Annotated in this window: 34 protein-coding genes and 1 riboswitch; of the genes, 12 read left to right on the forward strand and 22 right to left on the reverse strand. The window is 38.7% G+C overall.

Going from position 1 to position 26807, the window contains the following annotated elements; all coding sequences use genetic code 11:
- Positions 1-41 precede the first annotated feature (41 nt).
- On the forward strand, positions 42-230 hold the full coding sequence (locus AS180_RS06610; RefSeq protein WP_025909267.1) for a hypothetical protein: 189 nt from the start codon (positions 42-44) through the stop codon (positions 228-230).
- Between the two features lie 30 nt (positions 231-260).
- Here AS180_RS06610 and AS180_RS06615 read toward each other — a convergent pair whose 3' ends face one another.
- Together AS180_RS06615 and AS180_RS06620 are read right to left on the reverse strand one after the other, a co-directional pair.
- On the reverse strand, positions 261-1163 hold the full coding sequence (locus tag AS180_RS06615; protein WP_062686579.1) for an NAD(P)/FAD-dependent oxidoreductase: 903 nt from the start codon (positions 1161-1163) through the stop codon (positions 261-263).
- Positions 1164-1263: 100 nt separating this feature from the next.
- Positions 1264-3150: a hypothetical protein gene (locus AS180_RS06620; RefSeq protein ID WP_025909269.1), complete on the reverse strand. Its 1887-nt coding sequence runs from the start codon at positions 3148-3150 to the stop codon at positions 1264-1266.
- Between the two features lie 139 nt (positions 3151-3289).
- Between AS180_RS06620 and AS180_RS06625 the strand changes: the two genes are divergently transcribed.
- Complete coding sequence (locus AS180_RS06625; protein WP_025909270.1) at positions 3290-3883, forward strand: YdbC family protein; 594 nt, start codon at positions 3290-3292, stop codon at positions 3881-3883.
- Between the two features lie 32 nt (positions 3884-3915).
- Here the strand turns inward: AS180_RS06625 and rpiA are convergent, their stop codons facing one another.
- Both rpiA and cls read right to left on the reverse strand, forming a co-directional pair.
- On the reverse strand, positions 3916-4584 hold the full coding sequence (gene rpiA / locus AS180_RS06630; RefSeq protein WP_062686580.1) for a ribose-5-phosphate isomerase RpiA: 669 nt from the start codon (positions 4582-4584) through the stop codon (positions 3916-3918).
- 15 nt (positions 4585-4599) lie between these two features.
- Positions 4600-6108 (reverse strand): cardiolipin synthase, encoded by a 1509-nt coding sequence (cls, locus tag AS180_RS06635; RefSeq protein WP_061786236.1) that lies wholly within the window; start codon positions 6106-6108, stop codon positions 4600-4602.
- Positions 6109-6362: 254 nt separating this feature from the next.
- On the opposite strand from cls, the gene AS180_RS06640 reads away from it, so the two are divergent.
- Together AS180_RS06640 and AS180_RS06645 are read left to right on the forward strand one after the other, a co-directional pair.
- Positions 6363-6896 (forward strand): NUDIX hydrolase, encoded by a 534-nt coding sequence (locus AS180_RS06640; RefSeq protein ID WP_226372937.1) that lies wholly within the window; start codon positions 6363-6365, stop codon positions 6894-6896.
- A gap of 55 nt (positions 6897-6951) precedes the next feature.
- Positions 6952-8061, forward strand: coding sequence for an AI-2E family transporter (locus AS180_RS06645; protein WP_062686582.1), 1110 nt, complete (start codon positions 6952-6954; stop codon positions 8059-8061).
- 31 nt (positions 8062-8092) lie between these two features.
- On the opposite strand, the gene AS180_RS06650 is transcribed toward AS180_RS06645, so the two are convergent.
- From AS180_RS06650 to AS180_RS23145, 3 genes are all read right to left on the reverse strand, one after another.
- Positions 8093-8752 carry a haloacid dehalogenase type II gene (locus tag AS180_RS06650; protein WP_062686583.1) on the reverse strand — a complete coding sequence of 220 codons (660 nt, stop codon included), beginning with the start codon at positions 8750-8752 and terminating at the stop codon, positions 8093-8095.
- 91 nt (positions 8753-8843) lie between these two features.
- On the reverse strand, positions 8844-9317 hold the full coding sequence (locus AS180_RS06655; RefSeq protein ID WP_025909276.1) for a hypothetical protein: 474 nt from the start codon (positions 9315-9317) through the stop codon (positions 8844-8846).
- A gap of 452 nt (positions 9318-9769) precedes the next feature.
- Positions 9770-9937 carry a hypothetical protein gene (locus AS180_RS23145; RefSeq protein ID WP_165932531.1) on the reverse strand — a complete coding sequence of 56 codons (168 nt, stop codon included), beginning with the start codon at positions 9935-9937 and terminating at the stop codon, positions 9770-9772.
- Positions 9938-10096: 159 nt separating this feature from the next.
- Here AS180_RS23145 and AS180_RS06660 point away from each other — a divergent pair, with 159 nt between their 5' ends.
- Positions 10097-10558 (forward strand): staygreen family protein, encoded by a 462-nt coding sequence (locus AS180_RS06660; RefSeq protein WP_062686584.1) that lies wholly within the window; start codon positions 10097-10099, stop codon positions 10556-10558.
- A 16-nt stretch (positions 10559-10574) separates the two neighbouring features.
- On the opposite strand, the gene AS180_RS06665 is transcribed toward AS180_RS06660, so the two are convergent.
- The 7 genes from AS180_RS06665 to pgsB form a co-directional block, all read right to left on the reverse strand.
- Positions 10575-12134 carry a gamma-glutamyltransferase family protein gene (locus AS180_RS06665; protein ID WP_062686585.1) on the reverse strand — a complete coding sequence of 520 codons (1560 nt, stop codon included), beginning with the start codon at positions 12132-12134 and terminating at the stop codon, positions 10575-10577.
- Entirely contained in the window at positions 12124-12372 is a 249-nt protein-coding gene (locus AS180_RS06670; protein WP_062686586.1) for a hypothetical protein, read from the reverse strand. Before AS180_RS06670 ends, AS180_RS06665 begins: the two co-directional genes overlap by 11 nt.
- A 145-nt stretch (positions 12373-12517) precedes the next feature.
- On the reverse strand, positions 12518-12715 hold the full coding sequence (locus tag AS180_RS06675) for a CapE family protein (RefSeq protein WP_025908231.1): 198 nt from the start codon (positions 12713-12715) through the stop codon (positions 12518-12520).
- 16 nt (positions 12716-12731) lie between these two features.
- On the reverse strand, positions 12732-14294 hold the full coding sequence (locus AS180_RS06680) for a gamma-glutamyltransferase family protein (RefSeq protein ID WP_062686587.1): 1563 nt from the start codon (positions 14292-14294) through the stop codon (positions 12732-12734).
- A gap of 21 nt (positions 14295-14315) precedes the next feature.
- Positions 14316-15545: a CapA family protein gene (locus tag AS180_RS06685; RefSeq protein WP_025908233.1), complete on the reverse strand. Its 1230-nt coding sequence runs from the start codon at positions 15543-15545 to the stop codon at positions 14316-14318.
- Between the two features lie 32 nt (positions 15546-15577).
- Positions 15578-16027 carry a poly-gamma-glutamate biosynthesis protein PgsC gene (gene pgsC, locus AS180_RS06690; RefSeq protein WP_025908234.1) on the reverse strand — a complete coding sequence of 150 codons (450 nt, stop codon included), beginning with the start codon at positions 16025-16027 and terminating at the stop codon, positions 15578-15580.
- Between the two features lie 16 nt (positions 16028-16043).
- Positions 16044-17225, reverse strand: a complete 1182-nt coding sequence (pgsB, locus tag AS180_RS06695) for a poly-gamma-glutamate synthase PgsB (RefSeq protein ID WP_025908235.1) — start codon at positions 17223-17225, stop codon at positions 16044-16046.
- A 751-nt stretch (positions 17226-17976) separates the two neighbouring features.
- Between pgsB and AS180_RS06700 the strand changes: the two genes are divergently transcribed.
- The 5 genes from AS180_RS06700 (at position 17977) to AS180_RS06715 (ending at position 19770) form a co-directional block, all read left to right on the forward strand.
- Complete coding sequence (locus AS180_RS06700) at positions 17977-18576, forward strand: hypothetical protein (protein ID WP_224840043.1); 600 nt, start codon at positions 17977-17979, stop codon at positions 18574-18576.
- A gap of 118 nt (positions 18577-18694) precedes the next feature.
- Complete coding sequence (locus tag AS180_RS22360) at positions 18695-18847, forward strand: hypothetical protein (protein WP_156413456.1); 153 nt, start codon at positions 18695-18697, stop codon at positions 18845-18847.
- Positions 18848-18871: 24 nt separating this feature from the next.
- Positions 18872-19210, forward strand: a complete 339-nt coding sequence (locus tag AS180_RS06705; protein ID WP_025908237.1) for a DMT family transporter — start codon at positions 18872-18874, stop codon at positions 19208-19210.
- 1 nt (position 19211) lies between these two features.
- Positions 19212-19526 (forward strand): DMT family transporter, encoded by a 315-nt coding sequence (locus AS180_RS06710; protein WP_025908238.1) that lies wholly within the window; start codon positions 19212-19214, stop codon positions 19524-19526.
- A 58-nt stretch (positions 19527-19584) separates the two neighbouring features.
- Positions 19585-19770, forward strand: coding sequence for a twin-arginine translocase TatA/TatE family subunit (locus AS180_RS06715; protein WP_025908239.1), 186 nt, complete (start codon positions 19585-19587; stop codon positions 19768-19770).
- Between the two features lie 62 nt (positions 19771-19832).
- Here AS180_RS06715 and AS180_RS06720 read toward each other — a convergent pair whose 3' ends face one another.
- From AS180_RS06720 to AS180_RS06725, 3 genes are read right to left on the reverse strand one after another with little or no spacing between them, the layout of a single operon-like run.
- Positions 19833-20075: a helix-turn-helix domain-containing protein gene (locus tag AS180_RS06720; RefSeq protein WP_025908240.1), complete on the reverse strand. Its 243-nt coding sequence runs from the start codon at positions 20073-20075 to the stop codon at positions 19833-19835.
- A 6-nt stretch (positions 20076-20081) separates the two neighbouring features.
- The gene (locus tag AS180_RS21565) at positions 20082-20222 is read right to left on the reverse strand and encodes a YvrJ family protein (RefSeq protein WP_224840046.1); all 141 of its coding nucleotides are present in this window, start codon (positions 20220-20222) and stop codon (positions 20082-20084) included.
- A complete protein-coding gene (locus AS180_RS06725; RefSeq protein ID WP_025908241.1) occupies positions 20215-20823 on the reverse strand; it encodes a sigma factor-like helix-turn-helix DNA-binding protein in 609 nt (202 codons plus the stop codon). The genes AS180_RS21565 and AS180_RS06725 overlap by 8 nt, the downstream gene beginning before the upstream one ends.
- A 194-nt stretch (positions 20824-21017) precedes the next feature.
- On the opposite strand from AS180_RS06725, the gene AS180_RS06730 reads away from it, so the two are divergent.
- On the forward strand, positions 21018-21224 hold the full coding sequence (locus AS180_RS06730; protein ID WP_025908242.1) for a hypothetical protein: 207 nt from the start codon (positions 21018-21020) through the stop codon (positions 21222-21224).
- Positions 21225-21250: 26 nt separating this feature from the next.
- On the opposite strand, the gene AS180_RS06735 is transcribed toward AS180_RS06730, so the two are convergent.
- The 4 genes from AS180_RS06735 to AS180_RS06745 form a co-directional block, all read right to left on the reverse strand.
- A complete protein-coding gene (locus AS180_RS06735; protein ID WP_025908243.1) occupies positions 21251-22234 on the reverse strand; it encodes a Gfo/Idh/MocA family protein in 984 nt (327 codons plus the stop codon).
- A gap of 390 nt (positions 22235-22624) precedes the next feature.
- A complete protein-coding gene (locus AS180_RS21570; RefSeq protein WP_082636353.1) occupies positions 22625-22801 on the reverse strand; it encodes a type II toxin-antitoxin system antitoxin in 177 nt (58 codons plus the stop codon).
- Between the two features lie 16 nt (positions 22802-22817).
- Entirely contained in the window at positions 22818-23660 is an 843-nt protein-coding gene (locus AS180_RS06740; RefSeq protein ID WP_062686588.1) for an SPFH domain-containing protein, read from the reverse strand.
- A 351-nt stretch (positions 23661-24011) separates the two neighbouring features.
- Positions 24012-24323: a hypothetical protein gene (locus AS180_RS06745; protein ID WP_025908245.1), complete on the reverse strand. Its 312-nt coding sequence runs from the start codon at positions 24321-24323 to the stop codon at positions 24012-24014.
- Positions 24324-24553: 230 nt separating this feature from the next.
- Between AS180_RS06745 and AS180_RS06750 the strand changes: the two genes are divergently transcribed.
- Positions 24554-24751 carry a cold-shock protein gene (locus AS180_RS06750; protein ID WP_025908246.1) on the forward strand — a complete coding sequence of 66 codons (198 nt, stop codon included), beginning with the start codon at positions 24554-24556 and terminating at the stop codon, positions 24749-24751.
- 37 nt (positions 24752-24788) lie between these two features.
- On the opposite strand, the gene AS180_RS06755 is transcribed toward AS180_RS06750, so the two are convergent.
- Positions 24789-26114, reverse strand: coding sequence for an amidohydrolase family protein (locus tag AS180_RS06755; protein ID WP_062686589.1), 1326 nt, complete (start codon positions 26112-26114; stop codon positions 24789-24791).
- 502 nt (positions 26115-26616) lie between these two features.
- A riboswitch (purine riboswitch) is annotated at positions 26617-26718 on the reverse strand.
- Positions 26719-26807 lie beyond the last annotated feature (89 nt).

Here is a 26807-nt window from a genome sequence, read left to right on the forward strand (position 1 = left end):
CTGCACCGAACGCTGGCGAACTTTCAAAAAGGAGAAGAACAATGGAGAATTTACGAAAAAGCTTAGGTTTTAACACGATGCTTGTCATTATCTCTCTGAGCATCCCGCTTATTTTAACGCAAATTTATGTGTCTCCCTTAACCGGTTGGACACTGCTTATCTTTAGTCCATTTGGAACGATTATTGGTGCGGTTAATCTATTCAAGCACCATATCTATACAAGCCAATAACAACCTCCTTGAAAAAGAAGGTTGTTATTTTTATACTAGCAAACGCTTATGAATCCAAATGGCTGCTTGAACCCCTTCTCCCATAGCTACTGCTGCTTGTTCTGAATGAGCAACTAAATCTCCAGCCGCCCACACGTTTTCTACGTTCGTTTCTTTCGTTCGATGATTCGTTAATACATGGTTATTCTCTGTCGTATAAACACCTAGCTGTTCTGCTAAATGACTTTGCACTTTGTTGCCACCTAATGCTAAAAAACAATGATTGGCATAAACCACTTCTCCGCTTTGTAATTCTATGCCTTTAAACTGACTTTTTTCTTCAACGAACACTTTTTCAATTTGTTCGTTTTTATACGTTAACTCTAGCTCCTGAAGTTTTCGCTTTGTCTTAGTAGGCAAGACCTTCATTTCTTCATCAACATAAACAACATCCTTTGTCCAATGAATTAATGTACAGGCAAGGTTGGCTCCCGCTTCTCCTCTACCAATTACAATTACTCGACTGTCTTTTACTTCATAGCCATCGCAGTCTGGACAAATATAAACGCTAATGCCAAGACAACCAATCAACTCTGGAAAGCTTGGCAAGTGATCTTTAATACCCGTGGCTAACAAAACTGTTTTACATTGATAGCATTCACCAGATTTTGTGTTTAAAATGATACCTTGGTCTTGCTTAGCTGCTGATATCACGTAGTCTGCTACAAACTGCACGTCATAACGCATAGCTTGCTTCTTCCCACTCAACCTTAATTCTTCTCCACTTACACCTTCTGGCCATCCTAATAAATTATGATATCTGTTACATAAATTTGAACGACCGTCATTGGAATCAATCACTAAGGTTTGATGACAGTACCTGCCAAGCTGAATCGCTGCTTGGAGACCAGCAATTCCGCCTCCAATAATAATGCAATCATAATAGTTCTCCAATGCTATTCGCCCACCTTAAAATTTTTTACCAGTAGTAATATGCACTTTTACGACTGAAATTATGAACCCACGAAAAAAAAGCAGCGTCGATTCGCTGCTTTTAATGAATAAAAATCCCCCCATGACTTTCTACCGCGTGCTTTACCACATAATATAAGCCTCGCTCGAACTCTTTGTTCATTTTTGTTTGAAGAAACCTTTTTACATAGTAACCCCATTCTTCACCTTTTGTACGTTGAACCGCTATCCACTCCTTCATGTCTTTACTCGTTACCTCATCTGAGACGTACGCTTGAACCGCTGAGAAAAGAGAAGTCGCTACAGCTTGGAACGTCCGCTGACGATCGGTGGCTGAATGATAAGAAGTCGACCATCCTGAAGGCTGGGTGACAAATCCGTAATAAAGCGCGGTCGCTAGTTGGCTGGTCAGCTCCTCATGAAATGTCTTATCGCTATCGTCAGGAAGACTTGAATGCAAATGGTTAATGGCCTGCGTTATGATTGGAGGAGCTAATATACTAAGATAAATAGGATTAAGCTCTGCACCAACTTGTGTTTGTGCGGTCCGAGCTTGATTTACATAAACCATTTCGGACAACTTATGATCATCTTCATCGCTTCGATTTAGATTGGAAACCAAATCTACATCGGCAGCCGTGAGGTAATAAGAAAGTTGAGTAGCAACTACTTGTTCTTCTCGCTGAATACATCCTTGGATTGCTGCAGATAAACGGTGCTTTTTCGCTCGTTCTTCGGCGTACCTTTCACCTTGTAAACGCTCAGCATGGGTAAAGAGCAGCTGTAGCTTATTTCCGTACCCATATGCAATTAGATGTTTTAACGTATCAATCTTTATTTCGCGTGAGGCATCGTGAGTATATATAATATGATCCGCTTCTTTCACTTGATCATAAAGACTGGTTCCTCTTCTACTATCTTGGATGACAATAAGCTGTTCTTTTACTGAAGGAATAGTGGCATGGATAGACGTAATAAGAGGATAGCAGCTCGCTCCATCTGCTTTTTCCGCTTCCGTCGTTAAGCGATGTAAGGCCGTAAAGTAATGAGCCCGACTTTCCGTTGAAATGAATGCAAACTGAGGCCAGTCATCAATTCCATATGACCAAGTAAAATCACACTTTTCTTTAAATGATCTTTCAATACATGTTAAAAGCGTTTCAATTAGCTGCCGGCACTCTGCTTTTTGTAAAAACAGCTGTTCAAAATCCTCTGTTACTTCCTTGCTTTCTTCTAAAACCGCACTTGCGATACTTTTAATGGATTCAACATACTGAAAAACTCGCTTTGTGCTTTTGGCAGTGGAAGCTTGTTCTGTAAAATAGCGAGGACCATACGGAACCTCTCCAAATAAAGCTTCAAAGTGTAGCTCGGGGTTTCCGTGCACAAGTGCAAATGCAAGGTCGTAGTCCGTGCCTCCATTTGCATAAACCAAAGCACTTTCAATTAAAGATTTTTCAAGGTTTTCATATACTTCTTGGCGTGATCGGAACGACACCCTTGCTTCATAGGCAGCACTATGCGTCATCTCATACACCGCATCGTAACTTGCTTTTCGGAAACGAATGGGAAACTTTTCGCGCGCAGGGTGAATACCAAAAACAGCACGAACGATGGATGTTTTCCCACTTTGCGCTTCTCCGATTAGTGAAATCTGATAAGCATCCGGACTTTTGTTCACTGTTGGAGTATCTGGCTCGTCCACTTCATCATAAAATGCGTTCACCACGCGCTGGTCGTAGCGTGCTTTCGCTCGTCCTTTTACAGTGCTTGTCCAATACTCTTCTATACGTAACAGTTCATTCAGCTCTTCAACAAGCACATCTACTTCTTCTTGTTCATCACATAGATAACGCTTGACAATCGGATATTTCTGTCCGTTTTTATCTGTCTGAAACGGATGTTGAAATAGTACACACCATCCTTTTCGACTAACGGATGGGAATGCTTTTGCTCGAAAAAACTTCATTCTATCTCCCCACTTTCTATCGAAAGACCTTATAGTTGAAATGTATGGGACGATAGAAGTATGTATGTCTGTAATTTTCCGAATAAAGGAAGGATTTTTCTAACAAAGAGCGAACCTTTGTTAAAGAGGTGATGAGAGCATGTTAACAAAAATTATAAAAGGCAGCATACCGATGGATAAAAAGGGGTCATTTTCCTATGCTCAACAGCATTGGGCAGCGCTTGCCCATGTCGATGGTTTTATTGGACAGCTAGGGGGATGGAATGTTGAAGATGAAACAGATACGTGCATTATTGCATTATGGAAAGATGAAGACTCTTACCAAGAGTTTATGAAATATACGCACGACTCTATTTTCTACAGCAGCAACCAAGATCAAACCTATACGGCGCTTGATGTATCCATTTCAAACCCTTCACAGTTTATCGGCGGTCGCTACAATTATTATCGAAGCAGCGCGATGGAAACACGCTATTTAATGAAGACGGAAATTGAAGTGGACTTTTATGATCAAAAAGATGTAGAAATGTTAGTGCAAAGCTTAGTAAATCCTTCATACAGGTGCTTATCTCATATCGTTGCTCCGCTAAAACATAATGACATAACTATTTTTACGCTTTACAGCGCAGCGTGTCCTACGAAAACAGTTGATACGCTTGTCCATCCTAACGTTTTGCAAGCTCGCCAGTACATATACAAATTAGAACAGAATTGGAACGTTCTATCTCGTTAAAAACTAAAAGCTATGGCATCTGCCATAGCTTTTTATGGTGTTATCATATGGACTTGCTGATTACGGATTGTAATGACTCGACTTGTCATATGATTAAACAAACCATTTTCAACTACTCCTGGTATCATATTAAGGGCTACTTCTAGCTCATGAGGTCGTTTGATCTCTTGAAAGTGACAGTCAATTATATAGTTTCCATTATCCGTAATAAAAGGCGTATGGTCTTCTAACAATCGAAGACGTGGCACACACCCAAGGTCTCTCATATGTTTAGCCGTCATTTCCCAACCAAAACGAACTACTTCTACCGGTAAAGGAAACGCACCAAGCGTTTGAACTAGTTTTGTTGAGTCTGCCACGACAATAAATTGTTCAGATGCTTTGGCGATCATCTTTTCACGTAGAAGCGCCCCACCTCCACCTTTTATGAGTGCAAATTGATTGTCCACTTCGTCTGCTCCGTCAATGGCAAGGTCAAGCTTGTTAACGTCTTCCAGCGTCACGAGAGGAATACCGATTTGACGGGCAAGCTTCTCTGTTTCTTTTGAAGTGGGTACTCCTTGTATACGAAGGCCGTTTTTCACTCGTTCACCAAGCTTTAAAATTGTGTAATAAACAGTTGAGCCTGTTCCTAGACCAACAATCATATCGTCTTTTACAAACTCAGTAGCTTTTTCACCGACGGCTTGTTTTTCAACCATAAACGTACCTCTCCTTTATAATATTCCTGAAAATAAGCGCGCGAAGGATTCTTTTGATCGCTCAATAAGGCCTCGCTTATAGAAAGCAACGGGCTTAATGAGTTCGCTGTCTTCCATATCTTCTTCAAAATGTTTGATTAAATCTTGAATAGCTTTTGAATTCATTAAAAAAGCATTTACTTCAAAGTTTAAGTGAAAGCTTCTCATGTCCATATTAGCTGTTCCCACAGAAGCAAAATCATCATCAATAATGACAATTTTTTGATGCATAAAGCCTTTTTGATAAGAGTAAATCTCAATTCCAGAGCGAATGAGTTCTCCAAAGTAAGACCTTGTTGCGTACTGAGTCAGAAAACCATCATTGATTTCTGGCACCATAATTCGAACGTCAATCCCCTTTTTAGCAGCAACTCGAAGCGCTGTTCGAATCGTTTCATTTGGAACTAAGTAAGGAGTTGAAATCCAAATCGATTTTGTGGCACATGCAATCATAGCGTAATAGTATTCGCTCATATTTTCATGGGTATCAGGCCCAGTCGCAATAATTTGTGTAAAACCATCTCCTGAAGTGGAAACCGTCTTTGTGTAGCGCTCTTCAATAATTAAATTTTCTCCGGAAACGTACTCCCAGTCAAATAAAAAAACTGCATGGAGAGTTTGTACGGATTCTCCTACTAGTTTTAAATGTGTATCGCGCCAAAAACCAATTTCTTTGTTTTCTCCCAAGTATTCCATACCGATGTTTAAACCACCGACAAAGCCAACTTCACCGTCAATGACAATGATTTTACGATGATTGCGGAAGTTAAACTTTTGATTAAAAAAGCCGCTTTTAATCGGTGAAAAGGCATAAACTTTAACCCCACTGTCTCTTAGCTCTTTAACATCCGAGCCTGATAGTGAGATGCTTCCAACGGTGTCAAAGGTAAAGCGAACTTCGACACCTTCTTTTGCCTTTTCAATCAGCAAGCTCATGATTTCTTTTCCAAGCTTATCAGAGTGAATCATATAATATTCCATATGTATAAAGTGTTTTGCATTCTTTAAACTTGCCGTTATTTCTGAGAAAGTTTCCTGTCCATTTTTTAGAACTCGTGCTTTTGTGCCGTTGTTTACTTTTGTAAACGAAACTCGCTCCGAATACTCAGCAAATGAACGTTGATGAGGGCTTAGGGAAGACAAGTCTATCTTTGCTTCTTTTTCCTTTTCCGTCATGCGCTTGAGCGTTTCACGGTTGTTCATTCTCTTTGATTTAAATAAGTAGCCTTTAAGGTACAGCTGACCTGAGTATAGATAAAAGATGTAGCCCACAACAGGGAAGAAAAAGAGAACATACATCCAAAGTAGCGTACTATGAGGCGTCCGATTTTCGAGCATTAAGGAATAGATGCTGATGAAGATGAGCACTGCATATAAAGTAACTAGCGCGATTTTCCATTCTTTCGATAAATCTGTAAAGAAAAAAAGATAGGAAGATACGAGCATAATAAATAAAAAGATAAAGTCGACTCTTCTTTTTTTCATTGTGTATTCTCCAAACTATTGATTAGTTACTTTTGTATTCCCTTTTATGCATATGTTTAACCCTTGTAGAATCAGCATTTCCATCTGAGCATAAAAATACTCTTAACAAGAACCGTTCTTTCTTAATTAGCAATTAAAAAAATACTCTCTGCTTGGCATGGTTGCCACTGAGGACTGTTTAATGAGACTTCCTATACTCAACTCGTCAGGAATCTTCTTTTTTACTAGAAAGCTAAGTTGAAACATATGTTAAAATGAGAATTATGCAATTGGAGAAAGTTGGTGAATATAGAATGGATCGATATGATCGTGCCTTTGGAGTATATGGCATTTGTATACAAGATGGAGAGATTCTCGTCATTCGCAAAAATCGCGGACCTTATATTCATCGTTTTGATTTACCCGGTGGTCAGCTTGAGCATGGCGAGACGCTAGTAGATGCGATGCAGCGAGAGTTTTTGGAGGAAACAGGTTTTGAAGTGAACATTACGAAACAAGCAGGTACAGCTGATTTTCAATATCCTTGCCTCTGGAAAGAGTTTACTCATGTTCACCACATTGCGGTCTTTTATTATGTAGTGATTAAAGGCGGAGAGCTAATACATATGCCGAGTCAGTTCGAAGGACAAGATGCAGCTGAAGCACTGTGGATTCCCATGGAAAAGTTGGATAAAAACAACGCTTCTCCTCTCGCCTTAAAAGCCATTGAAGCTCATTCTCTTTCAGCTTGGCCACATCAGCCAGAAGTCTATGATAGCTGGAAGCTAAAGAAAACGTTTGAAGAGTAATTAGATAAGGGTATGATAGTGATATTGTTTGACTTATTTATTTGGAGGTAATGAAGTGTCAAAAGCAAAGAAGTTTCAATTTTGGACGATTCAGCTTGTGCTAATCGCATTGTTCATTTACATTTGTACGAAAATTTCATTTGTATTTGAACCAATCGTTGTCTTTTTCACAACGCTCTTTTTCCCTATTTTAGTATCTGGATTTTTATATTTCTTATTTAGTCCTATTGTCTTTTTCCTTGAAAAAAGGAAAGTACCAAAAACGATTGGGATTCTCGTATTGTACGCCGTTTTTATTGGCGTGATTTCGCTCGCGGTTGGAACATTAGGCCCAGCTCTTTCAAAAGAAGCTAATCAGTTTGCCGATAAAGTCCCAACTTACGTAGAAAAGAGCCAGGAAGCGATTAATAATTTATCAGAAACAAAAGGATTCCAGTGGATTGTTGAGCAAGAATATGTATCAATTGAAAAGATTGAGGATTCCCTTGCAAACTTTTCATCTACGCTTACCACTGGTGTCACGAGCAGCTTATCAACTATTTTTAGCGTTTTGACTAACATCACGCTTACAGTTGTGACCGTGCCGTTTATTTTGTTTTATATGTTAAAGGACGGACATAGCTTACCTAAGTACATCGTTAAGCTTTTCCCACCATCTTATCGTGATGAAGGTCTAAAGATTTTAGAAGAAACGAAAGAAACGGTGGCTACTTATATTCAAGGTCAAATGCTTGTTGCACTGTTCGTTGGTGTGTGTGCATCCATTGGTTACTTAATTATTGGATTGCCGTTCGCACTCGTACTGGGCTTAATTGGTGCCGTAACAAATATCATTCCATACTTAGGTCCATTTTTCGGAGCTGCTCCGGCTGTTGTTATCGGAATCTTAGACTCTCCTACAAAAGCACTTTTAGTTATTCTTGTTATGGTGATTGTTCAGCAGCTGGAAGGAAACGTTATTTCACCTCTTATTATGGGTAGAAAGCTAAACATCCACCCGCTGACCATCATTTTACTGCTCTTGGTAGCTGGAAACTTAGCAGGAATTTTAGGAATGATTTTAGCCGTACCGTTCTATGCGGTTGTTAAGACATTAGTGCTTAATATCGTTCGTTTAATCAAGTTACGATCAAGGTCCAAAACAGACCCCGAGGCCTATAGCTAGAGCAAAAAAACAGGACGCGTGTTCTGTTTTTTTATTTGACTAAATTTGTTAAGTCATGAATTACACGATTAGGCGTTAATTCACGATGCTCCGGCACTTGATGATCACGGTTTACCCACACAGTTGAAAATCCGTAATTCTTTGCTCCAGCAATATCCCACGGATTTGATGATAAGAAAAGCACTTCGTCACGTTCCACTTCTAGCTTATTCGCTACGTAGTGATAACTAGCCATGGACGGCTTGTACTGTTTGATTTCGTCAATAGAAATGACATCATCAAATAAAGGTGCTAACCTGTGGTGAGCTACGAGTGGATCAATCATATGCTTAGGTCCATTTGTAAAGATGGCAAGCAGATGTCCTTTTTCTTTTAAATACGCCAGTACTTGTTTCACTTCAGAGTACAGGTTAAGCTTGAAATAAGCATGAAGTAACGCTTCTTCACTTTCAGGTGTTACTTTCTCATCCACAGCATCTATAGCATAGCGTAATGATTTTTTTGTGAGTTCATAAAAGTCAACATAGCGGTCCATAATTTGGCTTTGCATCGCATATTCGATTTGTTTTTGGCGCCACAACTGACTTATTTTTGTTCCTTTATCAGGATAGTATTCTTCACATGCTTTAATCACGGTATGTACATCAAATAATGTTCCGTACGCATCAAATAAAATGGCTTTAAACTTCATTATCAGACCTCCTCCCTTATTCATTGTACCCCCTCTTTAAAAAACATAACGGAGTTTCAATAAAAAAAAGCACATGAGTTCATATGCTTTTTCACTGATTATAATCCCATGCAACGGTCCATTCTCCTTCATTTTTAACTGCGAATACATATTGGTCAATGGAGAAGTTCCCATATTTCCCTTTATAAACTTGAATCACTTTCATTTGATAAACGTCTGTTAACTCTTCGCCATCCGCTGTCATTTTCCATGTATCTAGTTTTTCCACTTCCGTAATGTCATAGGAAAATGTTTCGACACCAAAGTGATTAAAAAAAACATGAGCACGGTCCTGAATATAGGCACCCTTCTCGAAACGAACTTTCATAGCGGGATGAAAGGATTCCCACGAATCTGAGAAGTTTCCTTTTTGTTCAAGGTCATAGAATTCTTCAATCGTATTTTTAGCATGATATGTGGAAGAGAAAAAGGTAAATTGAAATCCCAAAGCACCTATAGTCAATACGGCTACGAGCCCTACAATGACGAGCATTAGTTTAATGAATCGCCTTCGCTTGTTATACAAACCCTCTGCTCCTTCGCAAATTGTAGTTTTATTTTCTACTATAAAGCTTATTCATTAGAACAAGCATTTAGCACATTTAATAAACGTAGAGTAATACGAGACTTCGTTTGATAATTTCTCTCTGCTTAGCATGATTTCCATTCCAGATTGCTCCCTTTCCGCAGGGCGAGCGCTGAGCCTCCTCGTATACTGCGGGGTCTCATCTCGCTTATTAGTCCCGTAGAAGTCTCGCATCTTCCATTCCAATCATGGGCTTTTGATAAGAACTGGTCTATCTTCTAATACTTTAAAAAGCACTCTTCTCAACTAGTACAAAGAGTACCTCTTTTCTATCTAACTTTCATCATTTCTGACGTCCTAAGCTTTATTTTCTTCAAATGTTGGAACAAATTTATTTAATCAATAAAAGAGAAACACAAAACTAAAAAAAAACCACTTGTCAGTGGTCTTTTCTACACAATTTGAAACGCCATCTGCATGGCTGCCAGAAATCCAATAAATACGAGAAACGTCACAAGGCCTTCTTTCCAGTCAGGTCTATCTCCTCGAACAAATTTTGCGATGTCGTATGAAAGCATCGCGGCTAAGAATATGGATAGAACAATATAAAACGGCTCCATTTTCTTCCCCCTTTTCCACTTTGTTTTTAGCGTTCGTTAGTCGCCTACACTTTTATAGATTAGCTGTTTTAGATAGGCGTTGTAAAGAATAGGGGTTTGAATGACTTTTTTTCCTAGTGCGGGCATAGACTACTTAAAAGCATGAAAGGATGACGCAGGATGGTTGCATTTAATCCTGAAGAGTTTAGCGTTACATACCGACACGGCGCAACTCCTACCCAGCCTTTTTTAAAAAGGCGCTATACGCTGACTTATGTCTCTGAAACGGATTCCCTGTATTTAATTATTGGAGCTTCATTTGCTAAAGACATGCTCAACGAACAGCGAAACGAACTTTTTGGGGAATGGGTTCATTACAAAGATACAACCGCTCTTTACGTATACGTTTTCATTGGTGATCACCATACTGATAAATCGATTCAAGCCATTCGATACGCTATTTTCAATAAAGAAATGCCGGTGCTTTTAACTGCTTTACGATACGGAGATCATTTCTTCTTTAGGCAAATGCTTGACTTGGACCACGCTCCGATTTACGTTCATTATCATTCAAATTATTCAGAGTTTCATACGATCCGCTACATGGAAACTCCATCCGTCTACGAAACGATAAAAAGGTAGCCCCTGCTACCTTTTCTTAGCTATGCTTCCACACACCGTTTCGGCGAGAATCACCGACACCTGTTATCCTGCCGTTACCAAGATCTTTCACAAGCAGCTGAATGCCTCCGTAATAGACGTCGCTTGTTTTGCTTTGTACGTCAAAAGCACTCATCTGCTCAATTACTTCTTCAGGCGTAGTTGGCTCGATATAAAGAGTATCTTGATCAAAGATAAAGCGAGGCGTTTCAACCGCTTTTTCCAACCCTTCTCCTCCTTGAAAATGGCGGGCTAATACTTGATTTAACACCTGTGGAATACGAGTTCCCCCCGGCGTTCCTACTCCCATTACCCATTCTCCTTCCTTGCGGATAATTAAAGGAGATGTAAACGTTCGGGCTCTTTTCCCAGGCTCAGGGTTATTTACGCCGATTGAGCCATACGTATCAGCATTATTATTAAGAAAAAAGCCATCTACTTGCTTACCTAACCCAAAAAAATTGCTTAGCGTATTGGTCGTGGATACGGTCGTACCTTCCTTATCAATAACGACAAAATGAGTCGTACTTTCATGTTCTTGGTCTGCACCTTCCACTTCACGTTTTTCTGAGTTTTCTAATAAACTTTCAATGTATTCATCGCTAAGGAAACGCTCTACATCCTGCGGGTAAAAAGCAGGATCGCTAATCTCTTTTACTCGGTCAGCGTACGCTATTTCTTTAATTTTCTTAATAGCCTTATAGTCGACTTCTTGCTCGTTTATGTTAACGTTTTCTTTCTCCATCATTTTTAACATTTGAATAACCGTAATACCTGAAAATGGAGGTGGAGCCGCAATGATTTCATTTCCTTTGTATGTTGAAACAACCGGCTGTCTTTCTTCCACTTCATATTCTTGCAAATCTTCTAGTGAAATGCTTGTTTCTTCTGCTAGACGATTGGCAATGTCCTTTTGATAAAAGCCAGCCGCTCCGTTTTGTTTAATATACGTTAACTGTTCAGCAAGCTCAGGCTGCTTTAGCTCCTGTCCTGCTTTTATAGCTTCCCCCTTCGGAAAGAAGCTTGATAAATTGCTGACGTCCATCCGTCCACTTGCGTAAAATAATCGGCTCGCTAAGAGTTCGTCTACTTTAAATCCTTTTTCGGCATACTCAATAGCAGGATCAATCAACTTTGTCATAGACGTTGTTCCATATTTTTTATTCACATATTCCATTCCTGCTACAAAGCCAGGAACTCCCGTTTTTCCTTCCAAAGAGCTAGGTGCTACTTCGCGGTAATCAATGAAGGTCGGTTCTTCACCTTCTTTGGCAATAAGCATGCCGCCACCGCCACCAATTCCAGAACCGTATGGTTCGACAACGCCTAGCGCGTAAGATACAGCAATTGCTGCATCTACAGCATTACCTCCATCTTTTAGTACCTTCATACCTACATCAACTGCAATGGGGTTGGAAGAGCTAACTCCATAAGATGAATCTCCATTGCTAAATAACGGCGTGTTATTTTCATCGTGATTACGAACAAACCATACTGAAGTCGCAATTAATACACATAAAGAAACTCCTCCTATAAGAGCTCTCCGTTTATTCCACATGCTGTTCACTTCTTTCTTTGTTGTGTGTAGTATAAAAAAGAGTTTGGGACATAACAAAATGATTGCTTCTAAAAGACGAACAATAGCTGTTCCCATCTCTTTGGTTTGTCTCAACACGTTCGTTCCATTGCGCTACGGCCACTCGCTTTCCGCGGGGAGGAACCTGAGCTTCCTCGCTGCGCTGCGGGATCTCAGTTTTCCTCTCTTTCCCGCAGGAGTCGAGTGTCCTACGCTCCATTCCACCCTGTTTCCAACATTGTTTTCACAATCAACAAAAAACCTGAACGATTAAAAGTTATGAACTCTCAATCGTTCAGGTATAGTAAGGACTGAACTACTTATGTCCCAGCCTCTTTTAATCACGCTAACCGACGATGATTTACTTACTTGTTTAAAGATAATGAAGGTTGCTCAGTCGTTGTTTGCTGTTCAGTTTGCTCCATCATTTTTAAGTTCTTTTCAATTTTTTGTTCTTCAATTGTCGATAAAGTTGTTGGATGCTTTAAAGCTCCTAACGTAACCACAACTCCTGCTACGATAACAACTGGGGCTACTACTCCTACAATACGTTTAACTACCATGATTATTCCTCCTCAATTATTCTGTACTTTTATCCCACAAACCATGCCTTCTTTTATCTGCGCTTCCTGAAATCGTATACTCATTTCTATCTTGAATGAGGGCTTGTACCCCTCCGTAAAACATCGGATTATCGGTTTGTTTCACATCATATCCGTACGTTTTCAATCGATCTTTCACATCATTTTCAAGTTCTTTTTCAGAATATAGCTTGTCAGAATCAAAGATGACGCGGCTTGACTGCACTGCTTTATCAATCGATTGACCACTGTCAAAATAGTTGCCTAGCACCTGCGTTAACACCTGTGGAATTCGGTTCCCTCCAGGTGTCCCGATTCCCATTACCCACTCATCTTCACCGCGGATAATAGTGGGCGCTGTGAATGTACGTGGTCGTTTACCTTCTTCAATTTTATTAATGCCTTCACCAAAAGTACCAAGCGTGTTGTTTAAAAAGAAGCCTTCGATGTTTTTTCCACTTCCGAAGAAATTACTTAGCGTATTGGTTGTGGAAACAACCGTTCCTTCTTTATCTATTACAACAAAATGCGTTGTACTTTCGTGCTCTTCTACATCGCTAACTTTCGTTTTTTTCGTACGCGTTTCATTAATTTTATTTCCTAATAAATGAACGTAACGATCATCGATCCAGTCTTCAGGAGCTTGCTTAATGAAAGATGGATCAGCTACTTTATCTAATCGATCTTGATAAGACACTTTCGATATTTCACCTAGGTAGTGGTTAAACAAGCTTGTCTTTTCATTCTTTAGTTCCCAAATTTGTTCTTCATCAGCAAGCTTTAGCATTTGAATAAGCGTGACGCCTGAAAACGGCGGTGGAGCACTAATGATGCGATTACCTTTATAGTTCGTTTCTAAAGGCTTTCGCTCTACTGCTTCATAATCGCGCAAGTCTTTTTTTGAAATCTCCGTCCCATCAGCGATTTCATCACCAATATCTCCGCGATAAAAAGCAGAAGCACCTTCTTCTTTAATCGTTGTAAGAGTCTTAGCTAAATCTTTTTGCTTTAAGACTTCTCCCGCTTCAATTGCTTCTTCATTCGGATAAAACTGCTCAAGCTCATCTTCATCTAAGTTTTTTTGATACGAAATCAACCTATCATGAAGATCTTGGTCCACTTTAAAGCCATCTTTTGCGTAAGAAATCGCAGGGTTTATTAACTCACTCATTGATTTTGTTGCATAGTTTTGGTGAATGTATTCCATCCCAGCGACAAAGCCTGGAACACCTTCTTGCTCATCTTTATCTGAATTCGGAGCGACTTCGCGGTAATCAATAAAGGTAGAATCTCCATCAGCTGGATCAATCAGCATGCCACCACCTCCACCGACACCGGAGCCATATGGCTCAACAACGCCTAGTGCATAGGAAATCGCAATCGCTGCATCAACAGCAGTACCGCCATTTTTCAGTACATTCATCCCCACTTTTGTTGCATAAGGGTCGGATGTACTAACGGCATACTCTTTTTTGGGAAATAAAAATTGATACGCTACGACGCTAATAATGAGAGAAAAGATGATAATGGCTACAAAAAGCAATTTTCGTCTTTTCATCATCTTTCATCTCCTTTAGCTGAATTATTGTTGTGTGTATGCTTCTTCTGTATTGTTAGCAGGAGCATCATCACTTTGGTTTTGACGTTCCTGCGATCTCTTCATTACGTGTGTGTGATCAAGTTTAATTTGAAACTTCTTATCCTCTTTTTCTAAACGACCTTCATTTGATGCGTACTTTGTTAAGTCGTTGTAAATTCGTTTCATGCGCCATGGATTATCTGTTGGCGTAGGACTACCTTCTTTAATAATCATCGGAATGACATCTACCGTAGCTTGGCCCTCTTTATTTAAGTTGTACTGAACCATCGCCGTATTTTTTGTACTTGACCAACCTTGGTCAAAGACAAAGTTTCCTAGACTATAGAAGATAATTGAACCATTATAAACATCAAATGACTGTAAAACGTGAGGGTGATGCCCGATGATGATATCCGCACCTGCATCAACCATTGCTTTTGCTAAGCCCTGTTGACGCTCACTAGGCTCTACATCGTACTCTGCACCCCAGTGCGCGTTTACAACAACTAAATCCGCATTTTCTTTCGCTTCTTGAATTGTTTCAAAAATAACATCTGGATCTGCATCTAAAATGCCTGGGTTATTCTTACCGGCCTTCATTCCTGCAACATATACGTCTGTGAAACCAACGGATGCAATCTTCACACCGTCTACTTCTTTATATGAAATATGTTTCGCTTCTTCTTTATTACGACCAGCACCGACATAGTTCATACGGTTTTTTTCAAAAGATGCAAGCGTATCTTCTAGACCTTTTGTACCGTAATCCATCGCGTGGTTATTCGCTAGGTTTAATACATCAAATCCTGCATTTTTCATTGTTTTTAAATCTTCTTCTTCACTGTATAAGTGAATGCTTTTATCAATCTTCTCGTAAGAATCTTCGTCGTTTGTTAAAATAGGAGACTCATAGTTTCCACTCACATAGTCAGACTCATCAAAGAAAGGCTGAACATTTCGAAAAACAAAATCTTCTCCGTGACGGCTCGTCACTTCTTTGATATGTCGACCCATCATAATATCCCCAACCATCGTTAAGGTGATATCATCACTTGACTCTTTTTTTGCAAGATTAGGATCTTGAAGCGCATCCGAACGCTGAACCCAACCTGCTAGTGCCAAAACAAGGATTAAAATAGGTGTAAGGATAAGTGCTTGTTTTCCACTGCTTGGCTTCGTTCGTTTTATGAACATCAATACTTTTTCCTGAAAGTTTAGCTGCTTTTTCTTCACTGATGTTTGGCCTCCTTTCTTTTAACTTTTTATTAAAATAGGTAATAAATTTGCATTACACCAAACGTGATTCCACTTAGCAATACTGTTGTTCCAACCGTTAATGGTACACCTTGCTTTTGCATTGAGTTGGCGATTAATCCTGGTACGATAACTCCAATACCACGTAGCTCAAATACTTCAAATGGTAGGACAGGATAGAAATAATCAAAAATGACTTTAATTGCAATTCCTGTAATTAACATTGCGGTGAACTTACGACGTCCATATAAAATAACTACTTTTGAAATACCATAAACAACAATTACATATGTTAGTAAACTGATAACAAATACAACGACAATCATCATTGGCTGATCAAAGATAAGTGCCAAGTACCCTGGAACAATTAACCCTGCAGGTAGTACACCTGTTTTTTCCGTAAAAATTAAGCTGAGAGTTATCCCTAATACAAGGGCAATATATAAATCTGATCCGAACATGAAATGGCCTCCTAGATTAAACTGCTTTTTTCATCGTTTTCATTTCAATAATCGCTTCTACAAGTGGCTCTGCTGAACCATGAATATTTCCGACACCATAGACAATGCGATCTTTTAAATATGGTTTCATGCGCTCAAGAATTTCTTCTGTTGATGCACCTTCCATATCCCAGAACTCTTTCGTTGGTAACGTTCCTTTTGCATACGCATCCGCAATCGGTGAGGTTGTCTGACCAATTGCAATCATCACATCTGCTTCTATATAAGGCATTACGTCAACCGCGAATTGTTCTGTGCGATCGACACGGTCTGGACGGCAGTTCATGATAACAATCGGAAGCTTAGGGCTATAGTTCATAGAATCTACACGCTCCCAAATACGAAGTGTTGATGAAGCATCATTGGCTGCAAATCCATTTACTAAGAAAGCTGGATTACTTGTATCTCCAAACTTCGTAATTCTCATTGCACCTGGATCTGGCTGAGCGTTTAGCATTCCTCTCATTGCCGTTTCTTCATCAATGCCTAGTGCTTCAGCAACAGCTAAACCAATTGAAGCATTATCTGGGAATACCATGTAATCAAACTTACGTAAATACTCTTCAGAAATACGATCATTATCAGCAACGATTACTTTTGTATTTCGCTCCGCTGCAACCTTTTTGTAATACTCTAAATAAGGACCTTCAATTGTAACAAGGTGTCCATTATAAGGAATTGTCGCTAGGAAAGCTTGGGCAACTTCATCTAAAGTTGGCCCCATTACATCCATGTGATCCTCAAGTACGTTTACAATAACGCCCACTTTGGCTTGAATAAGCTGGTTTTGAAATGTAATTTGATAATCTGGCTGAACGGCCATACATTCACAAATAAGTGCTTCGGCTCCCATATCGGCAACTTCATTTACAACGCGTCGTTGCTCTCCAATATTTGGCCCTTCTTTACGACGGATAATTGGTTCTTCTTCTGATGTGTGCCAATAAATCATTCGCGCTTGGGTACCTGTTGTTTTTCCAACTGTTTTGTAACCTGCTTCTTTTACAATTCCTGTTATTAAACGCGTAACAGTTGATTTTCCTCGAATACCGTTAACATTTACTCGAACTGGAATTGAATGCAGTTTACGCAAATGTCTACGATACTCCCAAATGCCATAGCCTAGTAAAAATAAGCAGCATAGGACTATTAAGATCATCTCTTATCCTTCTCCTTCCAAAATAGCGCTGACCGCTGAAATTGTTAGCGTTCATCTGCGATTTCGCTTCTCTTCTCTTTATCTAATTTCATTTTTACGTTTGGGCTCGAGCACCAAATTCAACAGGTCTAAACCTACCACTCGCACGAAGAAACGGTCAATAGCTCAAACGATACATGTTTTTTGTATTGGTTATAAAAGGTCAAGGAGCTTTCACAACGCTGTCGTTTCCAAGCATTTTCTCTAGCATTCGTGACCATTCGCCTAATAGAAGCTCTTTAATCCTTTATTTTTTTTTATATTTTTTACACATTCACATTACGAAGATGCAATATCTTTAATACATGAAACATTCCTGTAATGTAAAACCCTTAAAAAGATTACAAATGAATTTAATTTTACTTTTCACTCCATAATCTTTCTAATGTGATTGTTAAAATACTGATTTTTCACTAAAATGAGCATGTTCCTATAGTCATTAAAGAAAAAGTAAGATATATAATTTGATAGACTCATAAAGAGAGTAGTCAGAAAGGTTACACTGACTACCAAATTCACATACATAGACAAACTTTATAACCATTTCTGTTTTAGGAAGATAGATGTTCTTTTTCACGATTGAATTTTAAATATTTTGGGTATAAAGCTCGTAGACAAATATAAATTGCATGACAGAGGTGAATAAATAATAATCGACACGGTGCTTTATTTTTCTTTTACTGCTTTATATATTGCCTTGTTAGGTTGGGGCTTGTTTCTTTATAGAACGCGAACAAGTCATTCTTTTACATATTTTTTATTAGTCGTGATGCTAGGGCTCATTTATGACAATGGTTTATTAGCGATCGGCTTGTTTATTGGTGAAGGATCCACTCTTGAAACGCTAAACCTATGGAGATTTCTAGGTCATGCTTTCTTCACTCCTACTCTTGTACTTTTTGCTTTGGGTATTGGGAGGCATGCGAAACTGCAATGGGCTAAGAAAAACGTTACTCTTTATAGCTTTCTCCTTATTACCATTACCTTAATCGTGTATGAAATCACAGAGATTATGCATCAAACCCTTCAACCAGTCGTCGAATATGGCATACTTCGTTATACGCTAGTTGGCGCGCACAGTGGACCACCAATTATGGTTTTAATCGTGACGTTTATTTTACTTTTAGTAAGCATTTCACTTTTTCGCCATACTAAATGGAATGTGATGCTGATTGGAGTTGTTTTAATGATTGCAGGAAGTGCTATTCCACTTCCGATCGAGAGCGGTGCCGTAACAAATACATTCGAACTTATTTTTATGACAGCACTAATGATGACAATGTCAAAATTCCTTCTAAAAGAAGCAGGATAACTCTTGCTTCTTTTTTTCTAGTTTGATATAGTTTCCCCTACCGAACGTTAGGTAAATTGAAGAGTTATCTGATCGATTATTAACATCCATCTTTGAACAAGGAATTGCAGAAGGAACAATGCGAGACGAGAAAATTGACCGCTATATTAACAGCTTTTATTGCTTAGCGGATGGGTTATTTATTCAGCGCTTTTACTACGATCAAGAGCGCTATTCTACCAAAATAAAAGATGCTTGGAACGTTTTTTGGTTAGGAATTAAAAAGGAATAAAAGAATGTTAAAGGAGTTTTATCCATGGCTTGGATTTATTTAATTATTGCAGGTTTGTTTGAAATTGTGTGGGCAATGGGCCTAAAGTATTCAGAAGGCTTCACTCAGCTTTGGCCTTCTGTTGTAACCTTAATCGCAATTGTCATTAGCTTTTTCTTTTTTTCAAAAGCATTAAAAGACATTGCAGTTGGGACTTCTTATGCCATTTTTACAGGTATAGGCGCAGCAGGAACAGCCATCATTGGCATGGTTGCTTTAAATGAAGATGCGAGCTTAACCAGAATCTTTTTCTTAGTGTTAATGCTTGTTGGTATTGTTGGTATTAAGCTGGTATCGAGTGATGATGTAAAGGAGGAAGGCTAATATGGCTTGGATTGCTTTAATTGGAGCAGGAATATGTGAGGTTGGGTTTGTTATTTTTTTAAAACTGTCAGATGGTTTTAAGCGCCTGCTTCCTTCTATTGGGTTTAGCGCATTTAGCCTTGCCAGCTTTTATTTACTTTCCTTAGCTCTACGAGACATTCCAATCGGGACTGCGTATAGCATTTGGACTGGTGTTGGGGCAGTAGGAAGCGTATTATTAGGGATGTTTCTCTTTAATGAAAAGAAAGATTGGAAGCGTCTTTTATTTATCTCCTTTATTGTCATTGGCGTAATTGGGTTAAAATTCACTTCTTAACAACATAATCCATGCTATAATGAACTTGTATTGATTCTTTGACTAGGAGACGATGACCATGAACCTTGGTTTTGGAGAAATTGCGCTGATTGTCTTTGTTGCTTTGCTTTTATTCGGCCCAAAAAAGCTTCCTGAGCTTGGAAAAGCAGCAGGAAAAACGCTGCGAGAGTTTAAGCTTGCTACCAAAGGAATGATGGAAGACGATGAAGATGATAAGACAAAGAAAACACAAAAGCAAGTATAACCCTACTTCTTAGTCATAACGCATAAACAAAGCAGATGCCCATGTAGACATCTGCTTTTTATTTACTGCTTTTGCTGACCTTCTTTTAAGACAGTTTCCCAAAATCCTGGTGTATACTCAAAGCTAAATTTCTTTGCTGCTTGTACAATTTTAACATTCAGCTCTTGCTTAATATCTTCACGTTCTGAGGCGCATGCGGCTTGAGCTGCGCTCTTCACTTTCGGAGATAGCCTTTGCAGAAGCTCTTCAACAGCTTTTTCATCATCTTTTTTCACTCGTTCAATTAATTTATAAAGAGTTGTCATGTAACATCACTTCTTTCTTAAGTCACTTGAAAGATTTTCTATAGTTTCTTCCAGCTGTTTAATATTCGTTTCAACCCTCACTAACAAATAAAACGAGACCACAACAGGAAAGCCAACTTGATTAATAACGGATAACCATTCAACCATGTGCATCCCTTCCTTCTAATTGTTGTTTTAATCGCATAAGTGAGCTCCGATACTTAAATGAAATGGCCTGTGGAGAGACGTGAAAAAAAGAAGCAATTTCACCGTTCGTCCATCCTTCAACAATACGAAAATGCAGAATAAGCTGCTGCTTCCACGGTAAGGATACGAGCGCTTTATAAAGCGCTTCATCTTCGATTTGATTGCTTAAAAATGATCTATTCCACCAGTCCCGATCCACTACACCAAGCGTTTCGCCGTATGTTCGCTGTTCCTCTTTCACAACCGGCTGATCCAAGCTTTTTACATAGTGTGTCTTCTGATAAAGCTGCACTTTATCCCGTACAAAGTGCTTACACAACGTTGAAACATAAGCCAAAAAGCGAATTTCACTGTAAAACTGTTTGAATGCTTCATCTACTAACGACGCATATTGCTCGCTCTTGTGGTGAAACGTCATTTGTAATAAGTCGTAGTGACAATCGTTTTTTAAAAAATTTTTTAATAAAGGAGAAGAAAGTGCTGCTCGATGTTTCCAGTAAAATGTAGAAAAAGATGTTTCTAAATACGGGGGGATAAGATGATGTACAGATTGATTAACCATATAAGTAACCTCCTATTTTTTTAAATATAGTAGATAAAAAGGGGAAAGCTGAGAAAAAAACAACAAAATAAGAACATTTGTTCTTATTTATATTAAAGGATAGGTACACTAAAAGTCAAACTGTGGTTTTAAATCATGTTATTACCAATTAGTTAATCAGATATGTTAAAATATGGATATAAAAAGGGGTTATAATGACAAAAAATCTATCGTTCATGGGAAAAGTAACATTTTGGATTGGCTTCTTCTTTTTTGTGTTTAGCTTTTCTTCTCTTTTAGGAGATACCGACTTTAAAGAAGTAGTCCCTACTACTTCAATTGGGCTTATATATTTTTTACTTGGTGGCGCTTTGTTACTTGGGAGCCGTTTATTTCAAAAATCAACAAAGAAGCAGAGGTAATTCCCCTGCTCCTTTGTTTGTATCTATTAGTTATCGTTTGGAAAAACAAGTCCCAGCTGACTACGAACCTTGTCCATCACACGCATTGTTGTATATGAATTTTCAAATGAGTTTACAGCTGATTCTGTTTCGCCGCTGTTTAATAAATCAATAAATTCTTTTACTTCATAATACATTGGCGGATGGCTTTGCTCGACTGTGAGTTCTTCTACCGACCCATCGTTGTAGCGAATTTCTACCTTTTCAGCAGTATGAATTTTATCGATAATCATGCTTCCTTTTTCACCTTGAATTTCGCTTGGCAGGTGTGAGTTTGTGATTTTAGAGTACATCACAACAGCGTCTTTATCATCATATGATAGGGCTACAGTACCTTCTCCATCAACACCTGACTCCAGCATCACTCCGGTTGCCTTAACTTCTTTTGGAGCACCGAATAATGCAATCAGCGGATATAAGCAGTATACGCCCAAGTCCATAAGAGAACCGTTGGCGAATTTAGGGTTAAAAGCGTTTAGCACAATGCCTTCCTTGTATTTATCATAACGAGAAGAGTATTGGCAGTAGCTCGCAAAGTAGCGACGAACGGGACCAATTTTATGTAGATTTTCTGCAATGACTTTAAAGTTCGGAAGAAGCGTAGATTTCATTGCTTCCATTAATAAAACATTGTTGTTTTTTGCAGCTTGAATCATTTGCGTTACTTCCGTAGAATTGGCTGCAAGCGGTTTTTCACATAGAACATGCTTGCCGTTCTTCATGAATAGAATTGCTTGTTCAGCGTGATACGTATTAGGTGACGCAATGTAAACAGCATCGAGTTGATCGCTCGTAGCCATTTCTTCCAAGTTAGTAAACGTTGTGGTTACGTTGTATTTAGAAGCAAATTCCTGTGCGCGCTCTTCTGTTCTTGAGTACACAGCGGTTAATTTGAAGTCTTCTACGTGACTTGCTGCTTCTAATAATGATTCTGTAATCCAGTTTGTTCCGATGACGCCAAAACGAATCATTTTATTCACTCCTTTTTTACATATACGTCCTATTGTAGCCTGATTCAAATTAAAAGTGCAATGATATCGTTTTAATATTTCACATTGAGAAGAATATAACTTTCTTTTCATATTTATAAAACATTCTCTTTGCTCGGTGTGATTTCCATTTCAGATTGTTCCCTTTCCGCAGAGCGAGCGCTGAGCTTCCTCGTATACTGCGGGGTCTCAGCTGTCTCACTAGTCCCGCAGGAGTGGCTCATCCTTCATTTCAATCATGAGGCTTTTGAATAAGACAAATCTTTAATGTGATTACTCTCTCCACTTCCCATGATATCCTGATCTTTATGTTCACTAACACGTACTTTTCCTTTACATACGAAAAAAGCAAGTTGGCATATCGCCAGCTTGCTAGGTTTCGTCACTTTGTTCTTTTCGCTTACTGAGTCGTCCTTCTTTACGCACAGCTTCACGGAGTAAAAATTCAATGTGTCCGTTGACGCTTCGAAATTCATCTTGTGCCCAGCGCTCTAATAGCTTATAGAGATCAGGGTCAATTCGCAGTGGGAAACTTTTCTTTTTTGCCATTCCTTCTCACAACCAATTAGTATAAGCTACCTGTATTCACCACAGGCTGTGTTCCTCGATCTGAAATAATTGCGATCATCAAATTGTTGACCATATTGACTTTACGCTCTTCATCTAAATCTAGTATACCATCTTGTTCTAATTGCTCAACTGCCATTTGTGCCATTGAAACTGCACCTTCAACAATTTTCTTACGGGCTGATAAAATAGCTGTTGCCTGCTGCCTTTGTAGCATGGCGCTTGCAATTTCTGTTGAATATGCTAAGTGCGTTAAGCGCGCTTCAATAACTTCTACACCAGCAACCTCAAGACGATCTTGCAGCTCTTTTGCTAATTCATCAGAAATTTCATCTGCATTTCCACGAAGCGTAAGCTCTACGTTTTCAAACGTATCGTAAGGATAACGCGTCGCTACTGCTCGAATCGCTGTTTCACTTTGAATCGCCACAAACTCTTCATACGAATCTACATCAAACACTGCTTTGGCAGAGTCTACTACTTTAAAAACAACAACTGCGGCAATCTCAATTGGGTTTCCTTCTACATCATTTACTTTTAACTTTTTACTATTAAAATTTCGAACTCGTAATGAGATGGTACGTCTAATTGTTAGCGGAACGGTTACGAACAAACCGCTGTTACGAATGCTTCCTAAGTATTTTCCAAAGAAAATAACAACTTGAGATTGATTCGGCTGTACAACCGTCACACCGGAAGCTAACAATCCACCAATAGCAATAAGCGAAAGTCCTATAAGCGGCACTTCTTGAATGAGCATAAAAACACCACCAATGATGGCTACTAAAATCAACAGAATGCCCACAAAACCATTTAAAATCCACGCTTGACGCTCCTGCAAAGTAATCTCCCCTTTGTAATTATATCTTTTTCATATTATTATGATATCACTTTTAGAAATAAATGTAAATATAAAACTGGATAATCTAGCCTATCCTAAAAAATGCTAAGCTCTCTAAATTTAAGGAATGGATATCCTTCAGCAACATTGTTTTCACAGTCAATAAAAAACCTGAACGATTAAAGCTGAATTACTTATGTCCCAGCCTCATTATATGTATATAAAAATTATCGTTTATGCACTTTTTTTATACATCCGTGATTTAACAGGCTTTCTTATCAAGAAATAAGGGTTCCCTATGAATAAAAAGCAACGTATTTATACATTAAAATAATTAATTTCTATATTCTCTTATACATCATTTCCTATTAAGCCATTCGTAATTTTTCTAAAAGCCAAATGCATCCATTTAATTGCAGCTGTCATGACAACAATGACCATGATAATTTTAATAACCATTTGAATGAATCCATTTTCAATATAATTTTGCAGCATCTGACTACCGATATAAAAGCAACCGACTGCAAATCCAATGGTCATGATAAAAGTGGCAGCAATTCCAATACGCTGTTGCCAAGTTAGCTTTTCCACCACTTCTCGATTTGCCACGACAACATAAATTAAAACAAAAATAAATATTAATAGAGAAAACAAGTCTTCCATTCTAGTCGCCTCCCCTTCTTTATCCAAATTGTAACATATTAAGTTCTTTTTTGAAGTTAACATAGTTTTTTTCGAAAAAAAGGTTTCTTTTTAAAGAAAAAGTGTTATACTAGGTATATTATTTCTTGTTCGGTGTTAGAAATAGAAAGACTTTCTTTAAAGTGATTTTTATTGAAATTGAGCAGAGATAGTAATATATTCGTGGATTGTTCCACACAGGAGGTACTACAATGGTACAAGGTAAAGTAAAATGGTTTAATGCAGAAAAAGGTTTTGGATTCATCGAAGTTGAAGGTCAAGACGATGTATTCGTACACTTCTCAGCTATCCAAGGCGACGGTTTCAAAACACTTGAAGAAGGTCAAGACGTATCATTTGAAATCGAACAAGGCGCTCGTGGACCACAAGCTGCTAACGTTCAAAAGTAATAATTTAGAAGCACTCACTCTGTGAGTGCTTCTTTTTTTATCCAATTAATAGCTGATTCTCTTTCCAAAGAGCTGTCAAATTATGATCAGCTAAGCGTTGATGCGTCTCCTTCACACTAACCCACCGTTTTTGAACATAAACAAAACGTGTCTCTGGAATTTCAGTCCATATCTCTGGCATTGACTGCACGTTTAAAAGTACGAAGTTTGCTTCATTTCCCTCTTCAATTCCATATTTCCTTTTTCCAATTAATCTTGCTGGAATACTAGTAATCATTCGAAGAAGCTGCTTTTGTTCTTCGGGACTCCCCATGTGAGCAACATATCCTGTTAGCAAGCCAATTTGTAATAAGTCGGCTTTTCCAAACGGATGAAACGGATCATGAACGTTATCTGAAGCGGTCGCTACGGGAATAGCTGACTTTTGAAGTTCCTTAATTCGCGTTACTCCTCTTCGAATAATTCCTCGGTCTTCACGCCCTTGTAAATAAAGGTTCGCAGCCGGAAGCGTTACGGCCCCAATTTTAGCATCACGTATTAAAGTTAAAATTTTCTGAACTTTTTCTTCGTCCATTCCTGCTAATGAACATAGGTGACCAGCTACTACTTTTCCCTCCATCTTATGAGCAATGGTTTGCTCTGCCAAATAAATGATCGTGTCGATATTAGGGTTATCACTTTCGTCAATATGCAAATCCAATGGCAAATCATACTTTTTAGCGAGAGTAAACAAGGCATCTATATCTTCGTTAGGATGACTAGCTAAATGAGGGCAGCCTCCAATTGCATCAATTCCCAACTCTGCTGCTCTCTCAACTTTTCTCATAATATAGTCATCATGTGTGTTTACCGACCCAAACAATGGAACAAGCTGAATTTCCATATATGGACTGAGCTCATCTCGTGCATCTGCTGCTGCTTGAAGCCCTCTAAATAGAATATCTTCTTCTAATAAACAATTAAAATCGATATGTGTGCGAATAGCTGTCGTTCCATTTGCTAATGCCTGTAGTGCTGTTTTTACAATACGCTGTCTAATTTCTTCTTCAGAAAACAACGCAATGCTAGACGCATAGTTTTCAACTGCTTCAGATAGTGTACCAGAAAGGTTGGGCACTTGAGGTAAAGAGTGCGCTTTATCCAAATGCATGTGCATATCTACAAAACCAGGTAGCATAACTCTCCCTTGAGCGTCTAAAGCCGTTTCTTTCCCCAAAACATCTGCGTGCAGCTCTTCAAACTCATCATCTTCCATATAGCCGTTTTGTAACACAATTGAGGTATATATTCCATCTGTAATTTTCACTTCAAAAAGTGCGTGATCATGAATTAGCGGTAAGCGGACGTTAACCAAATGTAACAACCTTAACCCTCTCCTCTATAATCTTTTCTTTTTTTGCAAGCGATACTATTCCTTCAGCCTATCGGGGAGCTGAAGCTCTTGTTTGCACTAATTCGCTAAATTACCTAAAATACCTTCTTTTTCTTTCAATAAATCGGTTGATTACTCGACAAATTTAAGCAAAAAAAGAAGCAGTGTCCCCACACTGCTTACACAAAGAAAATGCTAGAAAATAGATAAATGTACTTCCAATGGTTAATGAGGGCTTGCAGAAATGCTAAAGCGTGTAGCTTCGTCTCCCTCCGCTAGCTTGTCTCCCCAGAAAGCTAGCGGCACACCCAACGACAAGCATACACAATAGATACAATAAGAAAAAGCCCAAAGCAAAGGTAGGCATCTCATAATAGATGAGCAAAAACCTACCCGCCTGGGCTTTTATCCCTTCGGTGTCATGCCGTTCTGTCGAAAACATTAAGCATGTAAATCGCTTGGACCAGACCTTTTCATGATGAAAAGCGGGAACCTAGATTTACTTTTTACTCATAGTCTTGTTATTTACGGTAACAAGGTAGAAACGTTCGATCCATATTATCAAACATATATGAGTGACCGTATTCAGCTTTTTCTTGATATAAAGATACCTCGTTTCGACATGCTTGTCAATAATAAAAACGAATATTTTAATTCACAATTAGTAATTCGTTCGTTTTTTAT

This window comes from Priestia veravalensis, from assembly GCF_001457055.1.
GTDB classification, from domain to species: domain Bacteria; phylum Bacillota; class Bacilli; order Bacillales; family Bacillaceae_H; genus Priestia; species Priestia flexa.

Coding starts and splice junctions, on each gene's coding strand:
- AS180_RS06735 (WP_025908243.1), bottom strand. CDS start 22,234: ATGATTCGTTTTGGCGTCATCGGAACAAACTGGATTACAGAATCATTA.
- AS180_RS06720 (WP_025908240.1), bottom strand. CDS start 20,075: ATGACAACTCTTTATAAATTAATTGAACGAGTGAAAAAAGATGATGAA.
- AS180_RS06705 (WP_025908237.1), top strand. CDS start 18,872: ATGGCTTGGATTTATTTAATTATTGCAGGTTTGTTTGAAATTGTGTGG.
- AS180_RS06670 (WP_062686586.1), bottom strand. CDS start 12,372: ATGGAGCGTAGGACACTCGACTCCTGCGGGAAAGAGAGGAAAACTGAG.
- AS180_RS06750 (WP_025908246.1), top strand. CDS start 24,554: ATGGTACAAGGTAAAGTAAAATGGTTTAATGCAGAAAAAGGTTTTGGA.
- pgsB (WP_025908235.1), bottom strand. CDS start 17,225: ATGATCTTAATAGTCCTATGCTGCTTATTTTTACTAGGCTATGGCATT.
- rpiA (WP_062686580.1), bottom strand. CDS start 4,584: ATGGTTGAAAAACAAGCCGTCGGTGAAAAAGCTACTGAGTTTGTAAAA.
- AS180_RS22360 (WP_156413456.1), top strand. CDS start 18,695: ATGCGAGACGAGAAAATTGACCGCTATATTAACAGCTTTTATTGCTTA.
- AS180_RS21570 (WP_082636353.1), bottom strand. CDS start 22,801: ATGGCAAAAAAGAAAAGTTTCCCACTGCGAATTGACCCTGATCTCTAT.
- AS180_RS06620 (WP_025909269.1), bottom strand. CDS start 3,150: ATGAAGTTTTTTCGAGCAAAAGCATTCCCATCCGTTAGTCGAAAAGGA.
- cls (WP_061786236.1), bottom strand. CDS start 6,108: ATGAAAAAAAGAAGAGTCGACTTTATCTTTTTATTTATTATGCTCGTA.
- AS180_RS06625 (WP_025909270.1), top strand. CDS start 3,290: ATGTTAACAAAAATTATAAAAGGCAGCATACCGATGGATAAAAAGGGG.
- AS180_RS06680 (WP_062686587.1), bottom strand. CDS start 14,294: ATGATGAAAAGACGAAAATTGCTTTTTGTAGCCATTATCATCTTTTCT.
- AS180_RS06650 (WP_062686583.1), bottom strand. CDS start 8,752: ATGAAGTTTAAAGCCATTTTATTTGATGCGTACGGAACATTATTTGAT.
- AS180_RS23145 (WP_165932531.1), bottom strand. CDS start 9,937: ATGGAGCCGTTTTATATTGTTCTATCCATATTCTTAGCCGCGATGCTT.
- AS180_RS06660 (WP_062686584.1), top strand. CDS start 10,097: ATGGTTGCATTTAATCCTGAAGAGTTTAGCGTTACATACCGACACGGC.
- AS180_RS06730 (WP_025908242.1), top strand. CDS start 21,018: ATGACAAAAAATCTATCGTTCATGGGAAAAGTAACATTTTGGATTGGC.
- AS180_RS06710 (WP_025908238.1), top strand. CDS start 19,212: ATGGCTTGGATTGCTTTAATTGGAGCAGGAATATGTGAGGTTGGGTTT.
- AS180_RS06745 (WP_025908245.1), bottom strand. CDS start 24,323: ATGGAAGACTTGTTTTCTCTATTAATATTTATTTTTGTTTTAATTTAT.
- AS180_RS06665 (WP_062686585.1), bottom strand. CDS start 12,134: ATGTGGAATAAACGGAGAGCTCTTATAGGAGGAGTTTCTTTATGTGTA.
- pgsC (WP_025908234.1), bottom strand. CDS start 16,027: ATGTTCGGATCAGATTTATATATTGCCCTTGTATTAGGGATAACTCTC.
- AS180_RS06640 (WP_226372937.1), top strand. CDS start 6,363: ATGAGAATTATGCAATTGGAGAAAGTTGGTGAATATAGAATGGATCGA.
- AS180_RS06675 (WP_025908231.1), bottom strand. CDS start 12,715: ATGGTAGTTAAACGTATTGTAGGAGTAGTAGCCCCAGTTGTTATCGTA.
- AS180_RS21565 (WP_224840046.1), bottom strand. CDS start 20,222: ATGGTTGAATGGTTATCCGTTATTAATCAAGTTGGCTTTCCTGTTGTG.
- AS180_RS06725 (WP_025908241.1), bottom strand. CDS start 20,823: ATGGTTAATCAATCTGTACATCATCTTATCCCCCCGTATTTAGAAACA.
- AS180_RS06610 (WP_025909267.1), top strand. CDS start 42: ATGGAGAATTTACGAAAAAGCTTAGGTTTTAACACGATGCTTGTCATT.
- AS180_RS06715 (WP_025908239.1), top strand. CDS start 19,585: ATGAACCTTGGTTTTGGAGAAATTGCGCTGATTGTCTTTGTTGCTTTG.